The following is a 26,228-nucleotide window of genomic DNA, read 5'->3' as shown; positions in this document are numbered from 1 at the left end:
TTTTTTTATACAAAACGGTCACAGGGGCAGATATGGCAAAAATTAAATCAGTAAAGAGCTCCCATCGGGTGAATGTCAACAAAAAGGCAGTAACAACCAATGTTTTGCTGTTACTGCCTTCGGGAGATATTGTTCGCTGTAAGTGTACTACATAGTAAACACCTTTCCACCTACCATTACTTCCTGGGTCGCTTCATCGAAGGTGGATTTCATGCCGGTGCGATAAGCGGCATTGCCCATGATCAGTGCAATAGAATGGGAATATGCGGCTTCAATAGGTGCATTGGGTTGCTTACGTTCACGCACACACGACATCCAGTTACGAACGTGTGCATTGGTGAGTGGATCGCCGCCGGTGTTGGCACTGGTAGCTGCTGCATCTTCATTGCTGAGGGTTTGTGGTGTCAGCAGGTTGGCATGCATGCCCATTTCCTGTGCTTCTCTTTCGGTTAGTCCGCCGGTAGAAGTAATCTTGTTGGTAGACATATCGATGGTACCGCCATTGGAAAAATAAATTTCTTTGGTACCGCCGGCAGAGTTATGGAAACGGCTGCTATACATTACCTGGAAACCGTTGCCGGGGTCATTTTCCGGACCATAATCAAATACGGCGGTGAGGGTATCCGGATTTTTACGGCCATCTTTCCACATATAGATGCCACCGTTGGCAACGGCGCTACGTGGATGTTTCAGACCGCTGAACCAATGTACAGTATCAATCTGGTGTGTCATCCACTGGCCGAAGATACCGGAAGAATAAGGCCAGAACAGGCGATATTCCAGGTATTTACGCGGGTCCCAGCTATCGGCGGGGCGGCCTGCAAGGAAACGTTTCCAATCGGTATCCGATTCACGGATGGATTTTACCAGGTCCGGGCGGCGCCAGCGGCCGGGTTGATTCACGTTCCAGGTCATTTCCACCATGGTAATAGGACCAAATTTGCCTTCTTTGATGAAGTTGGCGGCAGCGTGGTAGCTGGGGCCACTGCGGCGTTGCGTACCTACCTGCATAATACGTCCGGAAGATTTCACCGCTTTCAGTGCATTGCGGGCATCTTCCATGGTTTCAGCGAATGGCTTTTCGCTGTATACATCGCATTTATTTTTTACAGCTTCTATGGTATGATGGGCATGTGCAAAGTCGGGCGATGCAATAAATACGGCATCGAGTCCTTTGATATTATACAACTCATCATTATTCATACAGGCTTGTACGTTATGCCCTGTTTTCTGCTCCAGGAAAGCCTTACCTTCTTCCCGGCGACGGTTCCATATATCGGACACGGCGATCAGGTCGAAGTTCAGCTCTTTGTTGTTATTAAAGAAGGACGGCATCAGTGCTTGTCTGGCGCGGTCAGAAAACCCTACCAAACCTACATTGATACGATCATTGGCGCCCATAATGCGGGCATAGCTGCTGGCAGGCATACCCATGGCGCTGATAGTAATACCGGCTCCCGCCAGTAAGGATTGTTGCAGGAATTCCCGCCTTGTTTTTTTAGATGCTGACATATAAGAGCGATTTTTTTCTGTGGTGATTTATTGAAGGCCCCAGGCTTCTTTTAATTGCTGCTGCAGGTAATCGAAGGCAGGTTTATATTGTTTGGCGGGGTCGTCCCATCTACATTCCATCATGATATGCCCCTTGAATCCTATTTTATGCAACGCCTCGAAATAAGGCTTAAAATCCTGTTTGGCTACGCCAGGGGCTGCGCGATTTTCTCTTTCTGCAATATGGCAATGTATCAGCAGGCTACCGGCTTTTTCTATGCTGGCCGGGGATTCATTTTCCCGCAGCATATGATAGATATCCGCGGTGAGCCGGAAATTGGGATGATGCACGGCTGTTGCTATTTCAATGCCTTCTGCCAGTGTATTAACGAAGTTGGTTTCTGATTTATTCAGGTTCTCCATGGCAATCACACAATCGTATTTGGCCGCAATAACCGCCATTTTACGGCACAATAAAATGAACTGTTCAGTTACCTGTTTACGGTCTGCCCCATCCGGCATTTTACGGGCCTCGCCGCTTCCCAGTACTATGAGCTTTACACCGGCTATTTTGGCGCGCTGCATCACAGAGTCCACGTAGCCGAGTATCCTTGTTTCATTGACTTCGTTGCCGGTGAGTTTCATATACCCCGGGATAAATACATTACAGCTCTGCACTTTACAGCGACTGCCACGCAGCGCGGGTAGCTGCTCTCGGAACTGCGCTTCCGTGAGTGAAGGAGATAATACTTTACGCACCGTTTCTTCCAGATAAGTAAATCCGCTGCCCGCAGCCAGGCTATCATTCGACAAAGAAGCACAGATGCCTATGGCCGGCAAAGGCGTTTGTGCATTCGATTGCAAAAACGGGGCAAAGCAGACAGAAAAAAGGAGTAGTAACCATGTTTTCATAACGTCCGGGTAATTTTATGTGGAATTGGAACAGCTTTAAGATAATATGTAATTCCGGAAAAACAAAATGCAATCGCTTTCTATTTCCAAATCAATATATTTGCGAACAACACAATTTACCGAATGGACCCATTATTAACCCTTCACATCAGGATCATCAACCAGGTATTTGAACTGGACAAGAAAACAGCGGCCAAACCTGAGTTGCAGTCCCTCCAACGGAATGTGGACCGGATCAAACAACATTTTGAGGAAGCGGGATATACTATCCTGAACCCACTGGGTGAAACTTACCACGAAACAAGAATAGATTACGAAGCCAGCATTACCGGTGATATGGCGCCGGAAATGGAAATTGTGAACGTAATTAAACCGGTTGTATACTATACCAACGGCGGACAAAAATCCATTTTACAAAAAGGTGTTGTCATCGCCGCAGCAAAATAAGCCTATGAGCCACCAAATTAATTTCGGAATAGACCTCGGTACCACCAATTCCCTGATCGGCAAATTCCAGAACGGCAGCGTTGAAATATTCAAGAATCCATTTGGCCAGAAAGAAACACTGCCGTCAGTGGTCGCTTTCCGGAAAGACCGGATCATTGTTGGCGATAAAGCCCGTGAACTGATAGAAAAAGATCCGGAAAATGTATTCTCTTCTTTCAAAAGAAAAATGGGTACATCGGAATCTTTCTTTGTGCCCAATACAGCCGACTTTAAAACACCGATGGAATTATCTGCCCTGGTGCTGCGGGAGCTGAAAAACTTTATTTATACCGGAGAAAAACCGGATGCCGTAGTGATCACCATCCCGGCATCTTTCGATACCATACAATCCAATGCTACCAAGAAAGCCGGCAACGACGCCGGATTCCGCGAAGTACAGCTGTTGCAGGAACCTATTGCCGCCAGTCTTGCCTTTGCCAACAAACAAAGCAATGCCGCCGGTTTACAGGGACAATGGCTCGTATATGATCTTGGTGGTGGCACGTTCGACGTGGCGTTGGTGAAAATCGTGGATGGAGAAATGCGTGTGGTAGACCATGAAGGCGATAACTACCTCGGTGGCGTAGACTTCGACATTGCAATCATCGAAAAACTGGTAGTACCGCAACTACAGCAACAAGGTAATTATCCAGACCTGCTCAACCAGTTGCGCAGCGCCCGTGGTAAATACAATACCCTGTATCATATCCTGCTGAAAAAAGCAGAAGAAGTAAAAGTACAACTCACCAGCAGCGCCACCGCGGAAATAGAATTCGAAATCGATGACCAGGATATTTACCTGACCATCACCCGCGAGGACTTCGAAACCACTATATACGATAGTATCCAATACTCTGTAGACCTCGTTAAAAAGATATTGACCCGCAACCAGCTCACGGCTGCCGATGTGATGGAAGTCGTGATGATTGGCGGCAGCACGTATATACCGTTAGTAAAAACATTGGTGGCGTCGCAACTAGGCATCCCGGTTAATTGCAGTGTAGACCCTACTACCGCCGTGGCCGTAGGCGCCGCATGGTACGCCGGCACCCGCTCGGTATCTGCACCGGAAGCCCGGGAAAATAAACCCGCCGACAGCAACGCCCCCGACATACATTTCAAAACAGCCTATCAAAAAAATACTGCCGACAAAGAAGAATATTTCACCGCCATTGTTACCGGCCCCGTAACAGGACTGAGCTATCGCATTGTGCGCGCCGATGGTGGCTACGACAGCGGTATTAAACCACTACAGGAACGTATTTCTGAAATGCTGCTGCTGGCCGAAAACAGCAATAACATTTTCAATATCCTGGTATTTGATGCCGCCCACAACGAACTGGCAGTAGGCGCCCCGGCTATTGCTATCACGCAGGGGAAATTTAACATCCATGGACAGCCACTGCCCAACGACATCTGCATAGAAATAGATGATCTGGAAAACAATACCACCAAGTTGGAACTTATCTTTGAAAAGAATGCTATCCTCCCCCTGCGCAAAACCATTATCAAAGAGGTGATGAAAACAATCCTCCGCAGCGGACACGATAGCTTACTCATCAACGTAGTGGAAGGAAGCCGCTACGCCATTCCCGGTAGCTGTGTACCATTGGGCATGATTGAAATCAAAAGCTCCGACCTCATCACCGATCTGGTGAAAGGCTCCGATGTGGAAATCACCTTGCAGATCAGCGAAAGCAGAGACCTTTCTGTTAAAGCCGTGCTGCTTATGAACGACCAGGAGTTTTCGGAAATCTTCAACCCCATGGTGCGGCAAATCAACATCGGCAAACTACAGGACGATATCCATCAGCTGAAAATACAAGCATCCGACAAAATGAAACGGTTTAAAAACAGCCAGCAATACGAGCTGGCGGCTATCGTGCAGGACATCCAATCCGACCTGGATACTATCAGCGATCGATTGGAAATGCTCACCATAGATGATGTAACCGATGAAAAATATCAGCTGGAAGAACGAAAACGTAAACTGGCGCAACAACTGGATAACACCGGGAAAGACCAGCAAATAGTGGAAGTAACAGAGCAATATTTCAAGCAAAAAGAGTATTGCCTGTGGCATATCCAGGAAGAAAAAGATGAAGGCAGATTAGCGCGGTTTGAGCAAATTACCAAAGAAGAAAGCACCTTCCTCTCCTCACTGAGTTATTATACCATCAAAGCCAAAACAGACGAGCTCATTAACCTTGGCTGGGAAATTGTTCGTAATAAACCATCCACCTGGATCAATAACTATCATTTTTACGCCAACATTCCTCCCAACGATTATACTAATCCGCAAATGGCGGCGAGGTTCATGGAAATCGGAGAAAAAGCACTGGCCCGGCAAAACTATGAAGAGCTGAAAGCCGCTGTGTATCAGCTTCACAACCTGATGCCGGATGATAAGAAAAACAATCAGCCACTGAAAGGTACCGGTATCGGCTAAACGCTAATTACCCAGGTACAGGGATACACCAGATGCATCATTATCCAGCAGATTAGTATATAAATGTTCGTCAGCGCCGATCTCCAATGGAATATATCTATTGGAACGGCGCCAGTACACCGGGTCCAGTATAAACGTTAACGCACTCTCCCGCAGAAAGGTATCTGAATTTTTATAGCTGCCTGCAAAATATCCCGGTAACAGTATCGTATTGCTACCCGGTGCCTGGGTAGCAATAGTCCAATATTGACCTATATAAAAGTAGATACGGTTAGCCGTTGTTTGCAGAGGTATAAAAAGACTATCATGTGCCGATACAAAACGGGAGTAAAACGAGTCCGGTGTTTGTACCAGCGCCACCATAGGCACTTCCAGCCGGTTAAATAAGTGAAGACTTTGCCGGTGTGCAGGATCTGTAAAAGTTCCGTCAGCAGATGTTGTACTATCTTCCTCTATTTTTATTTCCTCCAGCCGGAATGGTGGCGTATAAGGAATGCCACTCATAGACTTCATCACATCAGGTCCGTATACGTCATCACCTGTTTTATAACCAGGCTTGCTGGTATCCAGTTCCAGCTTTGCGACCTTTGCATGATCCAGTTGCTCTAGCAGGAAGCTCACCGGGAGCCGGGTACGCATGTTGGAAAATATATCCACTTCCTTGTGCAGCTTGCTGGCAGGGCTGCTATGAGGCATACTCCCCATCTTATTGATACCGATTCCAAACACAATTAATCCCACCAATAGCAGCACCCATCTACCCGCCGCTCTCTCCGTCAACCAATCGGGCCGAAAAGAGTCTGTCAGCGATCCCAGCAGATCTACCAGTGGCCGGTGTTTTATCTTGTACTCCTTTAATTCCTTCTTCCGTACCTGCTGACGCTCCTGCACATAATCAGTGGTATGCAATTGCGCCACCAAATCCAGTACTTGCTTTCCCTGCCTGAATGCTGTTTTATAAATAGCCAGTGACAAGTTAATCAGGCTAATGCCATAATCGCTTCTCCACTTTTCAAACTCCGGCGGTAATATATTCAGCTGCGTGATGAATGTTACATTGGCAAATCGTTCCAGCTTCTTCCACGTATATCCGCCACCGTTATAAATATCCTCGATGGCCGCCTTCAGTTCATTATCCAATGCTTTCAGATAACGCAACACCTGCCGGTAACTGGTGGTAATATGAGGCCCATCCAGCAGCAACGGGCCGCTAAACAGGTGTTTCAGGGTAGCAATATCCTGTGTTTTCAAACTGTTCACCACACCGGTAGTAAACATGGGCTCGTAATAAGGTGCTATAAAAGACAGGAATTCCCTATCGTGGTACAATGGATGATCAGCTATCCTTCCGGTTATTTCACCGGTTTGCAGGAAATGGGAAAGGATGGTGTCTGCCGCTATTTGCTGGTGATATAGCAGTTCCTGGGATGATTGTAACCGGTCGAAAAACAGCAGCAGGTCATTTTTACTGAGCAGCTGCTCATTGACCCGTAACATTTTATCATCCGATAATTCCAGTTCTGCTAATGATTTTTTCCGGAGAAGGGATAACGCGCTGTTGTCCCGCAAATCTACGGGTCCACCATGCAATGCTGTCAGAAAATCCAGTGGGTTCAGGTACTTCATCTGACAGCAAAATAAGAAAAAAGCATAACACTAATCTCCTACCTTCAACTGAATACCATTGGTATTATCCGATAGTAGCTTCAATAGCGGCCGATCGTCCGCAGCCAACGTTATTTCTACAGGAATATATCTGTCGGATGTTTTCCAGTAATCCTTGTCCAATATAAACTGCAGGGCAGCTTTACGTAGAAAAATATCCTGGTTCAGGGCTGGTTTCATAAACAACCCTCTTATCGTATAATCAGGTACATAATCCATGTGTTTATAACCTTCCCAGTCGGAATTCCATTCATCACCTACATAAAAGAATACTTTACTGAGCAGCAAAGGCAATGGCATAAAAGCACTATCCTGCGGGCTAACAAAGCGGGAATAAAAAGAATCCGGTGTTTGTACCAATACAATCAATCCACTTTTCTGATGATTAAATACACATAAATTCCGCGAATGCTTCGCATCCATCCAGGCACTATCTTCTGGCACCAGTGGTCCCGGATGATAGTATAAAGGCTGCACAAAAAATTCGCCCACAGCACCCTGATGGCTCAACGCTTCCATAAAGGCGGGACCATATACATCATCACCGGTAGCCAGTAGTTTCAGTGACGGGTGTTTCTCCACGCCCTCTGTTGGTGCGTATGGATTCATCACCAGTTGCGACAACAGGTATTCCATGGTCCAATAAGTACGGGAACCGGAAAAAGCATTCCCTTGCGCGGGGGCAAATAATTGCCGGGGGATTTCCTTTTTTTCAAATTGTGATCCTATCATGATCACCATTACCGTGAATATCATCACACCTATTTGTATCAGCCGTTCTCTCGTTAGTCCCCATTTGGCCAGCAGCTTGCCCAATGCGGTAGTCGGCTCCGGCCGGAACACCGGCAGCGCCGTAGGCTCCACCCCTTCTTTGATATACGCGGTATATTTTATAGCGGTTTCCTGCACATACTCCACACTTTTCAACTGTTGCACATTCGCCATCACCAACAGCGCCCTCTTCTTATATCCAAAGTGATGTAGTGCCAGTGCAAAGTTGATCATCGTAATACCGAATTCACTTCTTTCCATATGAAAAGCCTTCGGCAGCGTATTCAACAGTGCTACCTGTGTAAGACTTACCAAATGTTCCACTTCTTCCCAGCTGGCATGTCCGTAAACGCTCACGGTATCTCTCTTCGATTCTACCTGCTGCCGCTGTTCTTTTAACAAACGGAATATTTTATCATAACTCCGCTTCATACTTTCGCCGTCCAGCAATACCGGGTTGGCAAAAAGAGATTGCAATGAAGCCACCTGCTGCTGTTGCAAGCCAGACAATACTGTATGCGTAAAGAACGGCTCATAAAAAGGCGCTACAAAAGACAGGAATGATTTGTCTTTGTATAGCGCCTTTGTTATGAATAGTCCGGTGATATTACCTGTTGTCAGGAAGTTTGATAATACCGGATCTGCATTTATTTCCTGATGATAATGTAAAGTGGTGTTGTCTTGCAGCTGATCAAAAAAATTCAGGAGGTCGTTTTTACTCCACCATACGCCGTTGATCTGTAATACCTTGTCTGTAGTCAGTTCCAGTTCTGCCATCATTTTTTTCCGGAGAAGGGATACCGCGGCGGTATCTGCTACATCTACGGCAGCACCATTCATTTCTTCCAAAACGGCAACGGGATTAAGGTATTTCATATCTCCCCAAAGTACTAAAAATTTACTTTATGAAAATAAGAGGTAAGCCAGTACCAGTGTTACTACCACGTTAAACGACTGCGCTATCAGGAACGCATATACGGGCTTCCTGCTTTCGGTACCAATCAGGTCTTTGAAATTTGTTTCCAGGCCGATACTGGTAAATGCCAGCGCAAACCAGAGTCCCTGCAAACTTTTCAAGGGCCCTTTTAAAGTGGCTACCGTAGCCGGTGAAACAAAAAAGGAAAACACCAGCGAAGCCAGGATAAATCCAATCACAAATTTTGGAAACCGCTCCCAGATTACTTTCAACGTAGGCTTGGTATTAGCATCGCCGGCATTGGGATGTTTGGTATACGTCCAGTAAACAGAGATCGCAAAAGCAGCAACGCCTAATAATACATTCTGTGAAAACTTAACGATGGTGCTCACTTTCAGAGCCGTTTCCCCTACCAGTGAACCAGAAGCCACCACCGCGCCGGTAGTATCAATACTGCCGCCCAGCCACGCCCCGGTTACTGCTTCCGGGAAGTTAAAGTAATGAGCAATCATCGGCATAAAAATCATCATAGGAATGGCGGTAATCAGTACCAGGGAAATTACCAGCGACAGCTTCTTTGCATCTCCCTTAATAGCACCAGCCGTAGCAATGGCGGCAGATACCCCACAAATAGATACCGCGCTGGAAAGCATCATCGTGAGTTCGTTATCTATCTTCAACCGCTTACATACCCAATAGGAAAAATACCATACTGATAATACCACTGCCAGCGCCTGTATAAGCCCCAGGCCACCCGCTTTCATTACATCCGAAAAAATGATGGTGGTACCCAGCAACACCAATCCTATTTTTACAAAAAACTCCGAGGTGAGCGATTCCCTGAACCAGGCAGGCAAGGAAAAGAGGTTACCTATCAACAGCCCGATAATAAGACTGAAAATCACGGCTTCCAGTCCGTAATCATTTAACGTAGCATTGCCGGCTACCATCAGCGCCAGCGTTGTTAATACAAACACCACCGGAAAAACCAGCAACGTATTTTTCAATGATTTTCCTGTTAAGAAAGATCCCGGTAAGGCAATGAGTATCACATAAATAAATTGTGCGCCGATTTTCAGGAGGTTGGCACCGGTCAATATTTTGCCGGTTAAATCGGCCGTGCCGGCCCATTTATATTCAGGTATGCCCACTGCTACACCGGCCATGGAAAGAAGGATAATCAGAAAACCAAGCGCAACAATGGCCCAGTCTTCCTGCAAATAAGGCTTTGCTACCCGCATATAGATTCATTAAGATAGTGACGTATTAAAACATATCCTTCAATACCGTATTAGCGGCATGATATCCACACATACCATGTACGCCGCCTCCCGGCGGTGTGGCAGACGAACAGATGTAGATCCCTTTGGCGGAAGTCCGGTAAGGGTTTAGTCGCAACACCGGGCGCGTAAACAATTGATGGATATCCTGTATCCCGCCATTGATATCACCGCCTACATAGTTCGGATTATAGGCTTCCATCTGCTGTGTGTTCATGGTATGCTTTGCCAGAATCAGGTCCCGGAAACCGGGGGCAAATCGCTCTACTTGTTTTTCTATGATGGCAGTCATATCTACGTCGCTGCCATTCGGTACGTGGCAATAGGCCCAGGCAGTGTGTTTGCCGGCCGGCGCCCTTTCATCAAATAAGCTTTGCTGCGTGAGCAGTACATAAGGCGATTCATTCAGCCGGCCATCGTAGGCACGTTGCTCCGACAATGCTATTTCTTCGAACGTACCACCCAGGTGTACCGTGCCCGCACGGCGACAAGCTTCCGCAGTAAAAGGCACCGGCCCACTCAGCGCCCAATCTATTTTAAACACGCCCGGCCCATAACGATAACGGGTCAACTGCTTCCTATAACCAGCTGAAAACCGGTCGCCCGCAATCCCGAGCAACTGTTTGGGCGTGAGGTCAAACATCACCGCATGATGCGACGGCAACTGCGACAACGAACTAACGTGTACGCCTGTTTGAATTTTTCCGCCTAGTGAAATGAAATGTTGCGCCAGCGCATGACCAATAGCCTGTGAACCACCTTTGGGTACGGGCCAGCCATATTGGTGTCCTACTGCGGTGAGTACCATGCCAATGCCTGCAGAGACTAAATTGGTGAGCGGCAAAATGGAGTGGGCACACATGCCCGCCCATAGTCCCCTCGCAGCAGTAGTAGTAAATCTTTTGGACACCGCTTCGGCGGAACGTAATGCATTCCACCCAAACTTCGCCATGATCAATGGATGACGCGGAATGGCAAAAGGGCCCAGGCCATCTTCCGCTACCAATCCCCAATGATCGGCTACCGGTTGAATCAACCCGCGATATGCGGGTCCATCTGCGCCCAGCGCAGCCACAGTTTCATCCAGCGACCGGGCCAGGAAAGCCGCCGTACCATCATCAAAAGGATGCGCGGCAGCCAGCGGCGGTTGTATAAACGACAGCCCATAATCAGCCAACGGCAGCTTCGAGAAAAAAGGAGAGCCCATCGCCATCGGATGTATGGCAGAACAAACATCGTGGTAAAAACCGGGTAACGTCAGCTCCTGCGTACGCATGCCTCCACCTATTGTATCTTTTGCCTCCAGCAGTAATACAGATACTCCCGCCTGCTGCAGGCGTATGCCGGCAGCCAGGCCATTAGGCCCCGATCCAACTATAATAACATCAATGTCTTTTTTCTCCATGGCTGTTGGCATCCGGTGGATGCGTTCTGCAAATAAAATAAACCATTCACGGGAATGCAAACGCTTCTTTAAATCCACTACTCCTTACGCCGGCAACACAATCTCCACGCGGATAGCTTGTAAACCACCGAGTCCCTGCAAATCCTCCAACTCCAATTCCTCCATTTCCGGCTGTAATACGCGGGTATCCTGTAAATAACGGATAAAAGGCAGGTAATCTTCCACATCCTTGCGATCGGAGTAAATCAACGCTATTTTATTGGGTTGTGTTAAACGTTCCTCTGTATCCCGGATATGCACTTTATCAATTCGCTTTTTAATCATCTGATAACGGATATTATATGCACCCTCTACATCGAATTTACGCTCATCTGCCCGGAAGCTGATGTCTATCGGATGATTATGCACAAAGATCAACTGCGTAGTGTGCAGCTTCGTCTCCATTTTTGATAACAGACCATGCGTCAGGCCCGCAATCGTTACCATAGACGACAACTGCCATAAACGGAGATTCTTCAGGTGGAAATGATCAAAAGGTTTATTAGGCGCAATAGCCTGCCCCACGTAGATATCATACTCTACCCCATCTGTTCTGAATTTCTCAAAATAGCAGGGATAAGATTCCTGGAATTTGTTTTTCTCCGATTCGAAAAACTCGTTGATGGTTAAATTGATCAGCTGCATCGCACTTTCCAGCGCCGCTTTATTGGCATCACCAGAAAGACTTTGCAAACAAGCTTCTATCGCTTCCCGCGTTCCGGGAAACTGCAAAGCAATATGCTGTAAATACTGCACCGACTCCTCATTCAGAAAACGGTTCAATTCATTTTCCTGGGCAGGACTCAACTGGCCTTCTACCAGCGCCTGCTGCCATTGCTGACAATGGTAAATCATCTGCCGGAGCAGGTCATTTTCCTGCACCGCGCGCAAACTATCCAGGGTAGCAGCAAGCACGCCCAACTGTGTTACCAGATCCGCCACAATGGCTTTATTTCTTTCTATGGTAGAATTACGGATATCAATAGCGCCGTATAAAGGATATACCTGCTCAAAAAGAATATTTTGAATAGTTGCCGGCAGATGCTTTTTGGTATGATACAAATACTGCCACGCGGCTTCATTAAACTTCCATTGTACAGCAGGTTGTATAGACGTAAACTTCTCCTTGATCACGGATTCTATCTCCAGATTAAATTCTTCTATATAAATCTGGAACAGCTGTGCAATCGCTCCTCTGGCGGGTTCCAGCAATGCCAGCGTTTTGTCATCAAAGGTATCTTCGCCCCAGGTATGCACCGCTACGATGCCTACCAGCTCATGCAAATGGAAAACCGGCAGCAGCCCCAGCGACCTTACCCCCTGCTTGCGAAAATGCTCCAGGAACGCATATTCCTTACGGGTTTCGCGCCAAATATCAGAAGAAAAAAAGAAGATGGGTTTATAAGCAAACGCTTTCGCCTGCCGCGCAAACTCTTCCGGCGAAAGCCGGTCTTCTCCCCATACCTCAAACAAAATACCGGTCCCCCCTTTTTCAAGGCTATATACAGGCATCCCATTGACACGCAAAAAAGGGAACAGGTCGAATTCAATCTTACTGTTACGTACCAACGATTTCAGCGCCTGTATCACTTCATGAAAATTCTTTTCCGCTACCAGCGAGGTGCGGGAAAGTCTTACTTTCTCAATATTCTCTATCGCCTGCTGCGCGGTAACATCGGTGACAGTGATCACACAAAATCCGCGGCAGCGGAACAAGTGTAATGGCAGCAAATCTTCCAGTATTTCAAAACCTCCGCCTTCACTCAGATGGGCATATAACTGCACCGCATCCAGTTCCGGCAAAGGCCCGCTGGCAGTAACGTCTATAAAATCAGTATTAATGGTCACCGCATAATGTTGCAATAGCCCCGTGGCTTTGTTAGTACCCGTATGATATTGCTCCCGGGTAACCGGTACAAAAAAATTATATAGCCGTTGCAGTATGAAAGAATAAAACAGCTGCAGCCAGTCGCGGCGATAATCTGTGGCAGTACGGGTTACCTCATACTTACTATATTCAAGTCGCACTTCCAGCAACTCATACAACGGCTCCGTACCATAAAACGTACCCGGGGAAAAAGGGAAGCTGAGGCCCCAGGCGACTTCATCTTCTGCCTTCATGGAAGGCGACAGGCACGCATATACGTATTCCAATAATTCGGTATACTGCTGGGTATCTGCCAGGCTCATGTCCTGGTGACAGATACCGGAAGCTTCGAAACGACTGAGCGTTTCTGAATAAATGCGTCCTTTTACGGTATGTTCCTCACTGATCCGCTTCTTCAGCCATGACATAAAGGGTTCAAAGGAAATAGCGGCATCTATAGCCGGCGGCGGTCCTTTTTCTGCCGACACATCCAATATGGTTGCTCGCATAACGACTGGGATTATTCTTTCGTTATCAAAGGTATGGAATTTGGAAGGTGTAACACGCATACCATGGCGCGTTTATAGAAATAACTTACCTTGTTGACCTGTAATTCAAGATACCCCAGTTATAACAACAACTAAACAACTACACATCATGAAAACGATCTATTTATTAACGGCCGCATTATGCCTGTTAATTACCTCCAACACTTACGCACAGCAGGATTCTGCCGCCATGATGAAGGCCTGGATGGAATACATGACGCCAGGACCTGTACATCAGAAAATGGCCATAGCCGATGGCGAATGGACCGCTGACATGACCATGTGGGATAAGCCCGATGGCCCTCCGACCAAAACCACCGGCGCCTGCGTCAACAAAATGATCCTGGGCGGCCGCTATTGCGAAAGCCGTTATACCGCCAATATGATGGGAATGCCGTTTGAAGGTATTGGCACCATGGCGTTTGATAACCAACGCAAAGTATTTATTGACACCTGGATCGACAACATGGGTACCGGTGTCACCATTATGGAAGGCAACTGGAATGATGCCACCCACTCCCTGGAATTAAAGGGTAAAGTAGTAGATCCCATCACCGGAAAAGACTGCTGGCTAAGGCAGGTGACCACGTGGAAAGACAAAGACCACCAGGTAATGGAAATGTTCAGGACCCAGGACGGGAAAGAACATAAGGAGATGGAAATAGCGCTGACGAGGAAGTAACTTGGGAGCAGAAAGCATAAAGCGAAAAGCAAAAATCTATTGTAGCGGATGATTTTAGCGGATATTATATCCCCATTAGTTCACTCGCTACAATAGCTTTTTGCTTTTCGCTTTATGCTTTCTGCTTACTGCAGCAAACTTCCCGGCGTAATACCGAATTCCTTCTTAAACGCCCGTTGAAAGTGTTGCGGATGGCTATACCCCAGTTGATAGGCTATTTCAGAGATATTCCCCTGTCTGTTGCGAATCATTTGCTTTGCGCGGGCAAGCCGGCTGGTTTGTATAAAGCCATGTACAGTGGTATCAAATAACTCCCGGAATCCACTCTTCAATCGAAACTCATTCAGCTGGCATAACTTCGCCAATTCCGTGAGCGTGGGAGGCTGCTCCAAACGCTGTTCCAGCAATAACCGCGCAGCATAGAGTTTTTCAATATCGCCTGCTGACAAAGCTGTTTTTTTAGCAGGCGCCTGCAACAGCGCTTCGCATTGTAGGGCAAACAAGTCCAATACTTTTGACTCGATATATAATTGCTTTAATCCTTCTGGCTGAGGGCCCTGCCAGATGGTATCAAAGATATACTTCATTTTTGCAGTCACCCGTTGACCGGTTGCATGCAGCATAAATGGTTTGCCGACGTATAATTTCTCCGCAAAAGGTTCCAGGGCAGGTACATAGGCGATAAATAACTCCGACATTTTTTCCGGCTTCATATGCACGCCAAAAGAGCGATAGTTGCCTTGTCCCAGTACTTCGTTGGTTTCTACACCCAGGGGATTGTACAGGATATTATGTGATCCCCTGACACACAATTGCCTGCTGGTAAAGCCATCCTGCGTCTGATAAAAATCGCCATCCAGGATGAACCCCATCTCCACAAATGTATTGTTGATATGTTTCCATGCAGCAGTAGGCTGGCTGGTATGAAAACGGCTGTCGACCAGCCCCATATCCTTTAGCAGGGCCACCGTAAGCACACCCGGTTTATCTTCAAAAGGCAAAGCCCGTTCCTGTACGATGCCGTTGCCGGGAGAAAAGATCTTATGATAGTCGGCCGCAGTGGAGGGTAACGCAAATATATCCATGCCGGTACATTTAAATTTTCAGAGATGGTACAAATTTATCCGTTTTATGCCATCGGTCCCGCGGACAAAAAGTCAATTTTATCCTCATAAAATAAATGGCTATGTCCAACGAAATTAAAGAGAATAAAGAACAAATACCGGTACTCATTGCAGGCGGCGGATTAACCGGATTATCGGCGGCGCTTTTCCTGTTACAGCAAGGTATACACCCCGTATTGATTGAACGCCGCAGCGGTACTTCCATACATCCCCGCGCCCGTGGTTTTGATGTGCGGACCATGGAGCTGTTCCGGGAACTACAGCTGGACCAGGCTATCCGGGAGGCCGGCCAATCCCTGTCGGCCGCCTGGGGTATTTATGCCGGCGCCGACTTACCCGCTATTGTAGACCAGGTACCCACCGACCGGGCCAACATAAAGCATCCCATAGAAATACCCGGTTTGGAGAAAATAGCCGCCCTCAGCCCGGTGAGTGGCGCCCGCTGTACCCAGGACCTGAGCGAACCCATTTTGCTGCAGGCTGCCATCGACCGCGGAGCCGATATCCGCTTCGATACCGAATTGGTTTCTTTCACACAAGATGCAGATGGCATCACTGCGTATATCCGTGATCGTCATACCGATGAAACCACCATCGTTCACTGTCAGTATTTGATTGCAGCAGATGGTGGCAGCAGCCCTGTTCGCCGGCATCTGGGCGCTGAAACCACCGGCCGCGGCGCATTGGGTAATCTCCTCAATATTTATTTCGAAGCCCCGCTGGGAGATTATGTAAAAGGACGTGAATTCAGTATCGGCCTGATTAAGCGCCCAGGCATCGAAGGGATGTTTACTGCTATCAACAACAATGATAAATGGGTGCTTCATCTGCACTATGATCCGCAAACAGAGCGGCCGGAAGACTTTACCACCGCACGACTGGAAAGCATTCTGCATGACATCATCCAGCTGCCACAGGTACCCGTGCGCATCATCAGCATGCTGCCATGGCAACCTACGGTGAAAGTGGTGAACAACATGCAATATGGCCGCCTTTTCCTGGCCGGCGACGCTGCCCACCAAATGACACCCTACGGCGGGAAAGGCGCCGCCTCCGGCGTACAGGATGTACATAACCTGGCCTGGAAGCTAGCCCTCGTATTGAAACAACAGGCACATCCGGCTTTACTGGATACCTACTCGCCCGAAAGACAACCTATCGGATTGAAAAACGCGCTCACTTCCGGCGAAATGGCCGATGAAAAAGGCATACTCAAAGCCGATGCGCTCACCAGGTTCCGGGGCGCCGACAAAGAAAAAGCCTTATCCTGGCTATTCGCCATGCTGGGAGTGCCTGACTACCGCTATATTTCCAGCGCTATTGCCGGTGATAAAGCTATCACCGACACCAACATCGTAAAAGCAGGCGGACAACCCGGTACACGCGTACCACATCACTGGCTACACGAAAATGATACCCGCCTCTCCACACTCGACCTGGCAGTCACACATTTCACGTTGGTTACAGATGAAAATGGTTTCGCCTGGCATACTGCCATTTCCGCTATCGCAGATAACTTTCGTGTGCCCATTTCCGTTAAAGTAATTACAGATGCAGAATGGAAAACAGCCGCTAACTTGTCAACAGGAGATGCGTTGCTGATTCGGCCTGATGGATTTGTTGCCTGGCACTCAGCAGATGGTACGTATACCCTGGAGCAGGCGCTTACGAGGATATTGGGGGTAGCTATTCGGGAAGAGCAGAAAGCATAAAGCTGAAAGCAAAAAGCTATTGAAGCAATTGACCATGGCGGATATCAATACGCTTTACTCATTCGCTTCAATAGCTTTTTGCTTTCAGCTTTATGCCTTCTGCTTTCCCATATTTATTTGCTCCGGCTTATAATCCGGGCATCCGCCTGCATACGATGCCACTAACGCTCCTAATGCATTCGCAAAACGCAAACACTCTCTGGCCGGCCGTTCGTGGATATAGCTATGCAGGAATCCCGCTAAAAACGCATCCCCACTACCAATGGTATCTACCACTTTTACAGCAATGCCGGGTTCTACGTAACAGGTGTCGTTCATGAATAGCAACGCTCCTTCTGCCCCCATAGTCACCACCATCACGGGAATATTAAAACGGGCAGATAATGCCCGCACGGCCCACTCTTTATCTTCATAGGGATGATACCAGCTGCTGATCAACTCCAACTCTGCGATGTTTAGTTTCAGCAAATCACATTGCTGCAACAGCCATTCCACGTGATCACGTGTATAATGCGGTTCCCGCAGGTTGATATCGAGCACTTTTACAAGGCTCTCCTGCAGCGCCTGTTGCAAGGTATGACGGGTCACCACATCCCGGGAACAAAGACTGCCAAATACCAGGTAACGCGTACCCGCACCTTTCAGTAATCGCGCCAACGCGGGTTCCCACTGAATGAAATCCCACGCCGCCGGATATACGATATCGTAATGCACATCGGTGGGATTGGTCATGTCTGCATATACCTTACCCGTTTCCTGTTTTTCATCTACCTGAACAAAAGCTGTATTCAGCTGAAAACCCTGTAGCATGTCCAATAGTCCCTGTCCGCGTGCATCCTTTCCAATGCGGGATACCAGCGATACCTTTTCGCCCAGCTGCTGCACGTGATAGGCCACATTCATCACGGCGCCACCGGGTAATTCTTTATCCGGCAGGATATCCCATAACATTTCCCCAAAACATACAATTTCATTTGCCATAATTTTTCCGGCTTTGATTAGCAATGATGCCCTGCAGCACTTACCTTTACTGTTTGTACAAAGTACGATAAAGCCATTATATTTATATCACGAATATCCCGCATAAACCCAAAAAATGCACCAGGAACAACATTTAAAAAGCTCCGATTTTATTACTGACATGGTCATCGGCATGAGCGATGGCCTCACCGTACCTTTTGCGCTGGCAGCCGGGTTGAGCGGTGCTGTCAGCAGCAACAACATTATTCTGACCGCCGGTATCGCCGAAATAGTAGCTGGCTGCATCGCCATGGGACTGGGCGGCTACCTGGCCGGAAAAACAGAATTAGAACACTACGAAAGTGAATTAAAAAGAGAATATGCCGAGGTAGACACAGTGCCGGAAAAAGAAATGGAAGAAGTAAAAGAAGTGTTCGCGGAATATGGCTTAAGCAAGACTGCGCAGGACCTGATCGCTACCGAACTTTCGAAAGATAAAGACAAATGGGTCCACTTCATGATGAAGTTTGAACTGGGGTTGGAAGCGCCTAATCCCAACAGGGCCAAAAACAGCGCGCTCACCATCGGCGCCTCTTACTTTGTGGGTGGCCTGCTGCCGCTATCGGCCTATCTGTTCACGGACACGCCTCAACGTGGTCTGATTGGGTCCACTATTCTTACCATCATCTGCCTGTTTGTATTCGGGTATTTCAAAAGTAAAGTAACCGGTCAGCCACCGCTACAAGGCGCATTGAAGGTGACCATGATTGGTGTACTGGCCGCTGCTGCTGCTTTCGGCATCGCTAAATTAGTGGCCTGATTTTAAACATAAACGCCGTAGAAATGTTAGCAACATAAACGATCGTTTACCAACATATGAAAATAGCGCCCCGGTATAAAAAGTGGTTCAAAATACTGTTCATTCTCCTCGTGGCGAGGATCGTGTTCAGTATTTTGCTTTACTTCCTGGTGCAACATAAGTTTGTACGCATTATACAGTACATCGTTCAAAAAGAATCCGGCGGCAACTACCAGTTTGATGCGCAAAAAATTGACTTTTCGTTGTGGAACAGAAATATCGTTGTACATGGCGCACGACTGGTAGGTAAAGATACCGTGAACGTCAACGCTCACTATGATGTGACCATCCCACGGATTTACCTGTCCATACAATCCTGGCGTGCCCTTATCCTCGATAAGAAACTGCTGGTGGATAGTCTTTCTATCATTAGCCCTTCCCTGCTCATTCATGAACACACGCCACATGGCCCGCGCCCGGAAAGCACTTTCCAGCTTTCTTCCATCGTAGACCACCTGGAAAAGGCCTTGCAATATGTGAATGCCCGGATTATACACCTGCAGGATGGTTCACTGGTGTACAGCAAGGTGAATGGTCCTCCGCCGCTGCGCATGGATCATTTCAATTTCTCTATTGTAAACTTCTCTAAAGTCACCAGTGCGGATAATCACATTCTGGGCTCCGAAGATGTCGACTTTTCATTCGATAACCAGCACTGGATTTTACCCGATGGCCGGAATACCATTAGTTTCAAAAGACTCCACTTCTCTGGCAAAAAGCAGGTGTTCGAACTGGATTCCTGTATACTCACCAGCGCACCGAATGCCAGCAAAGGAGAAATGTTTTTGCAGGCAGATAAATTTTATTTCAATGCCCGCCACCTGCCGGCTATTTATATGCGGCAGGAACTGCTGATAGACACGCTGGTATGTATACGCCCGGTGCTACACCTGCCCGGCCATACCGCAACAGAGAAAGAAAAACGGCAGGCGCTGGACAGTCTTCCCAATACCCTCTTCAGAAAAATAAATTTCAAATACATTGCGGTGAAAGACGGCGCCCTGGCGCTCAAAGGCCAGGTATCTACCGGTACTACGCAGAAAACAAATCTGCGTATTTATAACCTCACCATTGCACACGATACCACGCCGGGTATCACCACCGACAGCATTTCACTTAACCTCAATAAAATAAAGTTCTATTCACTGGATAGTATGTTCCAGCTGAGTGTAGATGAATTTATATTGCAACGCAACGATGTTATCTTTAATAACGTGGAATATGGCCCTACCCCGCAAAACCACTCCGGCAAAGGGCTTATCTTTACGGCGCCATCACTGCAACTGAATAATGTGAGCCTGGAAGACTTGCTGCGAAAGCACCTGAAAGCGACCAGCGCCGAACTGTTCTCGCCCCGCATTTCCGTGCTCACCAAATCAAAGAAAAAGACGAAAGGAAAACCAGCGGTAGATAGTATTGCTATTAAAATGCCAGCCTTCTACCAAACCCTGCATGGACTCAGCGAGCTGATTATGGTGAACACCTTCCGTATCACTGATGGCAATGTGAATTTGATATCTACCGGAAAAAATCCGGTAACACTACAACTCAAAAGTGTAAACACAGATATTCTTTTACACAACTTCTTTTTGAGTGATTCTTTGGTAGATATAAAACACTCCATGCCCAACCTGCATATACGGGAAATGAGCGTGGCAGCTGCACCCGCAAATATCACCGTGAGCAATTATGTTTTTGACGGCACTCACCGGCAAAACAAAGCAGATAAGTTACAGGTATCACTCGCCAATGGCACCCGCATTACCGGCACCGGTTTATACTGGGAAGTATTTGACTGGGATGTATTTCAGCAGTCAAAGGATATTCAGGTAGATGTGATCCGCCTGGGTACTCTTCAGGTACAGTTACAAAATACGACACCTAGCAAACACGAAGCCCCAAAAGCATTGCCGGTGATCCGTATCGCGAAACTGGATGTGGGGCCCACGCAATTCAGCGCCAACGGCGCTTCGCAGCAAAGTAGTTTCAACGCAGATAAAATTTCTCTCCGCAACCTGCGCACACAGCAACAATTTTTCACCTGGAGTAGCGCATCGGCCCAACTGCGGCAACTACATCACCACAGCCCGCAAATGGATGTGGATGTTGACGCTGTTTCACTGAATCCCAACGGCACTACCACGCTCACTCAGGCAAAAGCCACGCTATATAACGGAGAAGGATATACTAAAATATCATTGCCGGCGCTACAACTGCAAACAAATATTCACAGCACAGACTTCAGTCACCTGAACATCCCTGCAATAGCGGCAGACCAGGTGGACATTGACATCCTCAACAACGGCAAAACGGCCAGGCAAACGAAGCAGGGCAAGCCCTTACGGGCTAATATCGGTCAACTGACTGTTAATGAGGCAAACGTGCAGTATACAAAGGTGAATGGACAAGACAGCAGTCGCCTACACACCCGGGTACAACTCGACGCCAACAAACTGGCACTCCATACCGGCAGTGAACAACTGTTGCAATACGACCATATTCGGGCCACCGCCACCCCGTTACAATTTCACCATCAAAGTATCGATCTTGCTATTCCGCAGTTATCATTGCAACTCCATCACGGAAAATTGAATAAGGGACCACTGCAATTACACTCCGGCGTAGCCGTGCAATGGGACGAGGCACAGCTTGGACTGCATCGCGGCGACAGCCTGGAACTATTAGTGAATAAGCTATCCGGGATATTCAAAGATCCGGCATTCCGGTTCCATCAGGGCCAGAAGCTACCGTGGGAGGCATTCCTGGCCCATACGCATATTAGTCAGGGTGGATTATTTTACAAGAATAAACAACTGCATGCCAGCATCGGTCAACTGCAACTGGATACCGCCACCCACACGCTGCAGTTGAATGATTTCAGTATGGCGCCCAATCTCAGTACCGAAGAAACCTTCCGGACAGCCCGCTGGCAACGGGATTATATCACCGTAAAGGGCGATTCTCTGCAAGTGGCTGGCATTGCCAGTCGCCAGCTTCCCGGCGATACTACGTTGTATATCCGGAGCATAACGGCCACCAATACACTACTTACAACGGCCAGGGATAAACGAATTCCTTTTGAACATGGTATTGAAAAATTTATGCCTACTAAACTCATCAATACCCTGCCCATAGGACTGCAGGTAGATTCCATTGTATTGCAGCACAGTGCCGTTACGGTGAATGAATCTTCCAAATCCACTAATAAATGGTCGGCTGTGCCTATCACAAATATCAATGCGCTGATCACCGACTTTGGCAATGTACATCCACACAGCGATAGCCTGCGGGTACAGGCCAGCGGCTACCTGCTGGGCAGTCCCATTCGTTACTTTTCGTATCACGAATCGTATGGGGATTCTTTGTCCGGATTCACGGCCCAAAGCTACCTTGCCCCCATGGACCTGAAACGGTTCAATGAAATAGCCATTCCTATGGCAGCCGTGAAAGTAAGGCGCGGCTATGCCGATACGATTTACTCCCACTGGTCAGGTAATAAATACGCTACCCTTGGTGATATGAACTTTTATTACCGGCAACTGAATATACAAGTCCTCAATAAAAAAGACAGCACACGGCAAGGTTTCATGGCTAACCTGAAAACCTGGCTGGCCAATCTCATCCTGAGAAATAACAACCAGCGGCCCACCAAAATGTTTTTTATACGCGACCGGGAGAAATTTATTTTCAACTACTGGGTAAAAGCCGAAGCCTCCGGTATGGTGACCGCCGTGGGCGTGAAGAAAGACCGCAAATACCTGAAACGATACCGGAAGGTGGCAAAAAAATACGCCCTGCCTAAACGATAGCCGAGACACTAACTGCCACCAAAGCGGCTACACGGCAGTATCCATCTCCGGAAAATATATCCGCTATCCCCCAACCAATGCTTGTGTAACCGAGGGTAAAATGCTATCTTTCTACCTTCATTCTTTTAAACTATTTATCCGACATTTGTTACCCAATTTTAATCGATTATGAAAGTTTGCATTGCTGAAAAACCAAGCGTGGCAAGGGATATTGCAGAAGTGATCGGCGCGAAACAACGCAAAGATGGCTACTATGAGGGCAATGGCTACCAGGTAACCTGGACTTTCGGACACTTCTGTACCCTGAAAGAGCCACATGATTACTACGAGGGATGGAAGTTCTGGCGACTTGAAGATCTGCCCATGATACCGCAGAGCTTCGGTATTAAGCTGATTGAAAACACCGGCGTACAGAAGCAATTTAAGATTATTGAAACCCTGGTACAGCAATGTGAAGAAGTGATTAACTGCGGGGATGCCGGCCAGGAAGGAGAACTGATACAACGCTGGGTACTGCTGAAAGCAAAATGTACCGCACCTATCAAACGATTATGGATATCTTCCCTGACGACAGAAGCCATCCGGGATGGCTTCCAGCACCTGAAAGCATCCGAACAATATAATAACCTGTATGCTGCCGGCAGCGCCCGCGCCATCGGCGACTGGCTCCTGGGCATGAATGCCACCCGCCTGTTCACTAAAAAATTTGCACAAGGCAAAGTGGTTTTGTCGATTGGTCGCGTTCAAACGCCCACCCTGGCCATGCTGGTGCAACGGCAAAAAGAAATCAACGCCTTTGTATCAGAAGATTACTGGGAGCTGAAAACCGTGTACCGCGATACAGAATTCACCGCCAGCATCGACCGGCTCAAAAGCATTGACAAGGCCGCAAAAGGACTGGCCTACCTGAAAGAGCATCCATTTGAGATCACCTCCTTCGAAAAAAAGGATGGTAAAGAGGGCAATCCACGACTGTTCGACCTCACCGCCTTACAGGTGGAAGCGAACAAAAAATTTGGGTTCTCTGCCGATGATACACTCAAATACATTCAGAATCTGTACGAGAAAAAACTAACGACCTATCCCAGGGTAGATACCACCTACCTCTCGGAAGACCTGCATCCGAAAGTTGCCGGCATCTTAACGGATATGACGCCCTATGCCGCACTGATTGCACCCATACTGGCCAACCCTATCCCTAAGCTGAAAACGGTGTTCGATGATAAAAAGGTAACAGATCACCATGCCATCATCCCTACCGGTATGCATCCCGGTGGCCTGCCACTGGAAGAAAAACGGATCTACGACCTGGTAGCCCGCCGCTTTATTGCCGCCTTCTACCCGGAATGTAAAATCTCTAATACCACCGTGTTGGGCAAAGTAGGGCAAGTACCCTTTAAAGTAACCGGTAAACAAATACTCGAACCCGGATGGAAAGAAGTGTATGCGAATGATGTAAAAGAGAAAAAAGAAGGGGAAGAAGAAGAAGAAAAAATTCTGCCACACTTCGAACCCGGCGAAAGCGGACCACATACGCCGCGCATCCACCAGGGGAAAACAACTCCGCCCAAAGCCTTCACAGAAGCGAGTTTGCTGAGAGCTATGGAAACAGCCGGTAAACAGGTAGATAATGAAGAAATGCGGGAAATGCTGAAAGACAATGGTATTGGTCGCCCTTCTACCCGCGCCAACATCATCGAAACACTGTTTCGCAGAAAATATATCGAAAAGAAAAAGAAGAATATCTATGCCACCCAAACTGGTATAGACCTCATTGATACCATACAAACAGAACTCCTCAAAAGTCCTGAGTTAACCGGGCAATGGGAACGCAAACTGCGCCTGATTGAAAAAGGAGAATACGCCATGGATACCTTCAAAGATGAGCTTATCCAAATGGTAGTAGACCTGACCAAAGAAGTAAAAACTTCCAGCTATAAATTTATCACCGTAGCACCCGATCCGCCACCAGCACCGCCGGAAAAGGAAAAGAAAGCCAAAGAACCGAAGCCCAAAAAAGCCGTAGTCATCGCAGAAATGCAATGCCCAAAATGCAAAACGCATTTGCTCAAAAAAGGCAATACCGCCTATGGCTGCGCTAACTTTAAAGAATGTGGTTTCAAACTTCCCTTTGAACTGCTGGGCAAAAAATTAAATGAAAAACAAATAGCCGACCTGGTAACCAAAGGCAAAACCGGCAAAATAAAAGGGCTTAAAGTACCCGGCAGCAGTGAAGAAAAAGAAGGGAAGCTGGTGTTGGGGCCTGATTTTAATGTGGGCATTGAATAAATTATTTGGTCCCGCCGCGAGGCGGGACCAAATAATTGTTACGCTTCAATAGCGGTACTCACCGTCACTTCTTTCCACGTTTCCAATTGCTCTTTCAGGAAGTCTATTTTCTGATAAGCCATACCATAAGCATCTTCACCCAGGAATAAATGCAATGGTACATTTTCTTGCCCGGCTACGTCAATCAAGGCTGCAATCGCTTTTTCAGGATCACCGGCCTGATTGCCATTAATCTCGTGCTGGTGTGCATTCTGTACTTCCCGTATTGACTGATAAGCATCAATTGGATGTGCAGGTACCGCCAGAGAGCCGGCAGACAGGAATTCTGTTCTGAAATAACCAGGAGATACAATGGTTACTTTAATACCGAATGGTTTTACTTCCTCAGATAAGGCCTCTGACAGTCCATCTACTGCGAACTTGGTAGCGCAATAGATCCCGAAACCAGGGAACATACCGGTGAAGCCGGCAATAGAGGAAATATTGAAGACGTGTCCGGATTGTTGTTTCCGCATCTGTGGTAATACTGCACGGGTAACATTGAGCAGGCCAAATACATTCACATCGAAGTTGGCGCGTACTTCCGCATCAGAAGTTTCTTCCACGCCACCTACCTGGCCGTAGCCGGCATTGTTCACCAGTACATCGATGCCGCCGAACTGGCTGATAGTAGCAGCAACCGCTGTTTGTACACTGCTTTCACTTTTAAGGTCAACTGACAGTGGCAGGAAATTAGCATGATTGGCCACTTTGCGCAGGTCGTCGATGCTGCGGGAAGTAGCTGCTACTTTATGTCCCTGTTGTAATAACTGTAAAACGAGCGAACGTCCTAATCCTTTCGAAGCGCCGGTTACAAACCATATTTTGTTACTTTCCATGATTTTTTGTGTTTTAATTTGTTAACACAAAAGTAGATCAGGATATGGTCCCGGTTCTTACGCTAATCAAACCAATGATTGCAAAA

The 26,228-nt window shown here is 47.5% G+C and carries 17 protein-coding genes; 7 read left to right on the top strand and 10 right to left on the bottom strand.

Annotation, left to right across the window (positions count from 1 at the left end):
• Positions 1–147: 147 nt before the first annotated feature.
• Together AC1DFM_RS27440 and AC1DFM_RS27435 are read right to left on the bottom strand one after the other, a co-directional pair.
• A complete protein-coding gene (locus AC1DFM_RS27440) occupies positions 148–1,512 on the bottom strand; it encodes a Gfo/Idh/MocA family protein (protein ID WP_477079969.1) in 1,365 nt (454 codons plus the stop codon).
• 27 nt (positions 1,513–1,539) lie between these two features.
• Positions 1,540–2,403: a sugar phosphate isomerase/epimerase family protein gene (locus AC1DFM_RS27435; RefSeq protein ID WP_477079968.1), complete on the bottom strand. Its 864-nt coding sequence runs from the start codon at positions 2,401–2,403 to the stop codon at positions 1,540–1,542.
• A 123-nt stretch (positions 2,404–2,526) separates the two neighbouring features.
• On the opposite strand from AC1DFM_RS27435, the gene AC1DFM_RS27430 reads away from it, so the two are divergent.
• Complete coding sequence (locus tag AC1DFM_RS27430) at positions 2,527–2,850, top strand: hypothetical protein (RefSeq protein WP_477079967.1); 324 nt, start codon at positions 2,527–2,529, stop codon at positions 2,848–2,850.
• A gap of 4 nt (positions 2,851–2,854) precedes the next feature.
• Positions 2,855–5,338: an Hsp70 family protein gene (locus AC1DFM_RS27425; protein ID WP_477079966.1), complete on the top strand. Its 2,484-nt coding sequence runs from the start codon at positions 2,855–2,857 to the stop codon at positions 5,336–5,338.
• 3 nt (positions 5,339–5,341) lie between these two features.
• Here the strand turns inward: AC1DFM_RS27425 and AC1DFM_RS27420 are convergent, their stop codons facing one another.
• From AC1DFM_RS27420 to AC1DFM_RS27400, 5 genes are read right to left on the bottom strand one after another with little or no spacing between them, the layout of a single operon-like run.
• Positions 5,342–6,964: a hypothetical protein gene (locus tag AC1DFM_RS27420; RefSeq protein ID WP_477079965.1), complete on the bottom strand. Its 1,623-nt coding sequence runs from the start codon at positions 6,962–6,964 to the stop codon at positions 5,342–5,344.
• A 30-nt stretch (positions 6,965–6,994) separates the two neighbouring features.
• On the bottom strand, positions 6,995–8,650 hold the full coding sequence (locus tag AC1DFM_RS27415; protein ID WP_477079964.1) for a hypothetical protein: 1,656 nt from the start codon (positions 8,648–8,650) through the stop codon (positions 6,995–6,997).
• A gap of 27 nt (positions 8,651–8,677) precedes the next feature.
• Complete coding sequence (locus AC1DFM_RS27410; RefSeq protein ID WP_477079963.1) at positions 8,678–9,931, bottom strand: YeiH family protein; 1,254 nt, start codon at positions 9,929–9,931, stop codon at positions 8,678–8,680.
• 25 nt (positions 9,932–9,956) lie between these two features.
• On the bottom strand, positions 9,957–11,435 hold the full coding sequence (locus tag AC1DFM_RS27405) for a phytoene desaturase family protein (protein ID WP_477079962.1): 1,479 nt from the start codon (positions 11,433–11,435) through the stop codon (positions 9,957–9,959).
• 24 nt (positions 11,436–11,459) lie between these two features.
• Positions 11,460–13,790, bottom strand: coding sequence for a GAF domain-containing protein (locus AC1DFM_RS27400; protein WP_477079961.1), 2,331 nt, complete (start codon positions 13,788–13,790; stop codon positions 11,460–11,462).
• A gap of 148 nt (positions 13,791–13,938) precedes the next feature.
• Here AC1DFM_RS27400 and AC1DFM_RS27395 point away from each other — a divergent pair, with 148 nt between their 5' ends.
• Positions 13,939–14,511 carry a DUF1579 domain-containing protein gene (locus AC1DFM_RS27395; RefSeq protein WP_477079960.1) on the top strand — a complete coding sequence of 191 codons (573 nt, stop codon included), beginning with the start codon at positions 13,939–13,941 and terminating at the stop codon, positions 14,509–14,511.
• A 125-nt stretch (positions 14,512–14,636) separates the two neighbouring features.
• Here AC1DFM_RS27395 and AC1DFM_RS27390 read toward each other — a convergent pair whose 3' ends face one another.
• Positions 14,637–15,596 carry a helix-turn-helix transcriptional regulator gene (locus AC1DFM_RS27390; RefSeq protein ID WP_477079959.1) on the bottom strand — a complete coding sequence of 320 codons (960 nt, stop codon included), beginning with the start codon at positions 15,594–15,596 and terminating at the stop codon, positions 14,637–14,639.
• 101 nt (positions 15,597–15,697) lie between these two features.
• On the opposite strand from AC1DFM_RS27390, the gene AC1DFM_RS27385 reads away from it, so the two are divergent.
• The gene (locus tag AC1DFM_RS27385; protein ID WP_477079958.1) at positions 15,698–17,347 is read left to right on the top strand and encodes an FAD-dependent monooxygenase; all 1,650 of its coding nucleotides are present in this window, start codon (positions 15,698–15,700) and stop codon (positions 17,345–17,347) included.
• A 90-nt stretch (positions 17,348–17,437) separates the two neighbouring features.
• Here the strand turns inward: AC1DFM_RS27385 and AC1DFM_RS27380 are convergent, their stop codons facing one another.
• On the bottom strand, positions 17,438–18,328 hold the full coding sequence (locus AC1DFM_RS27380) for a carbohydrate kinase family protein (RefSeq protein ID WP_477079957.1): 891 nt from the start codon (positions 18,326–18,328) through the stop codon (positions 17,438–17,440).
• Positions 18,329–18,443: 115 nt separating this feature from the next.
• Here AC1DFM_RS27380 and AC1DFM_RS27375 point away from each other — a divergent pair, with 115 nt between their 5' ends.
• The 3 genes from AC1DFM_RS27375 (at position 18,444) to AC1DFM_RS27365 (ending at position 25,264) form a co-directional block, all read left to right on the top strand.
• Positions 18,444–19,127 carry a VIT1/CCC1 transporter family protein gene (locus tag AC1DFM_RS27375; RefSeq protein ID WP_477079956.1) on the top strand — a complete coding sequence of 228 codons (684 nt, stop codon included), beginning with the start codon at positions 18,444–18,446 and terminating at the stop codon, positions 19,125–19,127.
• Positions 19,128–19,183: 56 nt separating this feature from the next.
• Entirely contained in the window at positions 19,184–22,975 is a 3,792-nt protein-coding gene (locus AC1DFM_RS27370; RefSeq protein ID WP_477079955.1) for an AsmA family protein, read from the top strand.
• Positions 22,976–23,143: 168 nt separating this feature from the next.
• Complete coding sequence (locus tag AC1DFM_RS27365; protein ID WP_477079954.1) at positions 23,144–25,264, top strand: DNA topoisomerase 3; 2,121 nt, start codon at positions 23,144–23,146, stop codon at positions 25,262–25,264.
• Between the two features lie 38 nt (positions 25,265–25,302).
• On the opposite strand, the gene AC1DFM_RS27360 is transcribed toward AC1DFM_RS27365, so the two are convergent.
• Positions 25,303–26,142 (bottom strand): oxidoreductase, encoded by an 840-nt coding sequence (locus tag AC1DFM_RS27360; protein ID WP_477079953.1) that lies wholly within the window; start codon positions 26,140–26,142, stop codon positions 25,303–25,305.
• Positions 26,143–26,228: the final 86 nt, after the last annotated feature.

The sequence above is a fragment of the Chitinophaga sp. 05T412 genome (assembly GCF_056396465.1).
The sequence above is the reverse complement of the archived record's forward strand: the minus strand, read 5'-3'. Positions and strand labels throughout refer to the sequence as shown.

What these genes read in the sequence shown, in the direction of transcription:
- AC1DFM_RS27440 (WP_477079969.1), bottom strand. Translation starts at nt 1,512, where the DNA reads ATGTCAGCATCTAAAAAAACAAGGCGGGAATTCCTGCAACAATCCTTA.
- AC1DFM_RS27435 (WP_477079968.1), bottom strand. Translation starts at nt 2,403, where the DNA reads ATGAAAACATGGTTACTACTCCTTTTTTCTGTCTGCTTTGCCCCGTTT.
- AC1DFM_RS27430 (WP_477079967.1), top strand. Translation starts at nt 2,527, where the DNA reads ATGGACCCATTATTAACCCTTCACATCAGGATCATCAACCAGGTATTT.
- AC1DFM_RS27425 (WP_477079966.1), top strand. Translation starts at nt 2,855, where the DNA reads ATGAGCCACCAAATTAATTTCGGAATAGACCTCGGTACCACCAATTCC.
- AC1DFM_RS27420 (WP_477079965.1), bottom strand. Translation starts at nt 6,964, where the DNA reads ATGAAGTACCTGAACCCACTGGATTTTCTGACAGCATTGCATGGTGGA.
- AC1DFM_RS27415 (WP_477079964.1), bottom strand. Translation starts at nt 8,650, where the DNA reads ATGAAATACCTTAATCCCGTTGCCGTTTTGGAAGAAATGAATGGTGCT.
- AC1DFM_RS27410 (WP_477079963.1), bottom strand. Translation starts at nt 9,931, where the DNA reads ATGCGGGTAGCAAAGCCTTATTTGCAGGAAGACTGGGCCATTGTTGCG.
- AC1DFM_RS27400 (WP_477079961.1), bottom strand. Translation starts at nt 13,790, where the DNA reads ATGCGAGCAACCATATTGGATGTGTCGGCAGAAAAAGGACCGCCGCCG.
- AC1DFM_RS27395 (WP_477079960.1), top strand. Translation starts at nt 13,939, where the DNA reads ATGAAAACGATCTATTTATTAACGGCCGCATTATGCCTGTTAATTACC.
- AC1DFM_RS27390 (WP_477079959.1), bottom strand. Translation starts at nt 15,596, where the DNA reads ATGGATATATTTGCGTTACCCTCCACTGCGGCCGACTATCATAAGATC.
- AC1DFM_RS27385 (WP_477079958.1), top strand. Translation starts at nt 15,698, where the DNA reads ATGTCCAACGAAATTAAAGAGAATAAAGAACAAATACCGGTACTCATT.
- AC1DFM_RS27380 (WP_477079957.1), bottom strand. Translation starts at nt 18,328, where the DNA reads ATGGCAAATGAAATTGTATGTTTTGGGGAAATGTTATGGGATATCCTG.
- AC1DFM_RS27375 (WP_477079956.1), top strand. Translation starts at nt 18,444, where the DNA reads ATGCACCAGGAACAACATTTAAAAAGCTCCGATTTTATTACTGACATG.
- AC1DFM_RS27370 (WP_477079955.1), top strand. Translation starts at nt 19,184, where the DNA reads ATGAAAATAGCGCCCCGGTATAAAAAGTGGTTCAAAATACTGTTCATT.
- AC1DFM_RS27365 (WP_477079954.1), top strand. Translation starts at nt 23,144, where the DNA reads ATGAAAGTTTGCATTGCTGAAAAACCAAGCGTGGCAAGGGATATTGCA.
- AC1DFM_RS27360 (WP_477079953.1), bottom strand. Translation starts at nt 26,142, where the DNA reads ATGGAAAGTAACAAAATATGGTTTGTAACCGGCGCTTCGAAAGGATTA.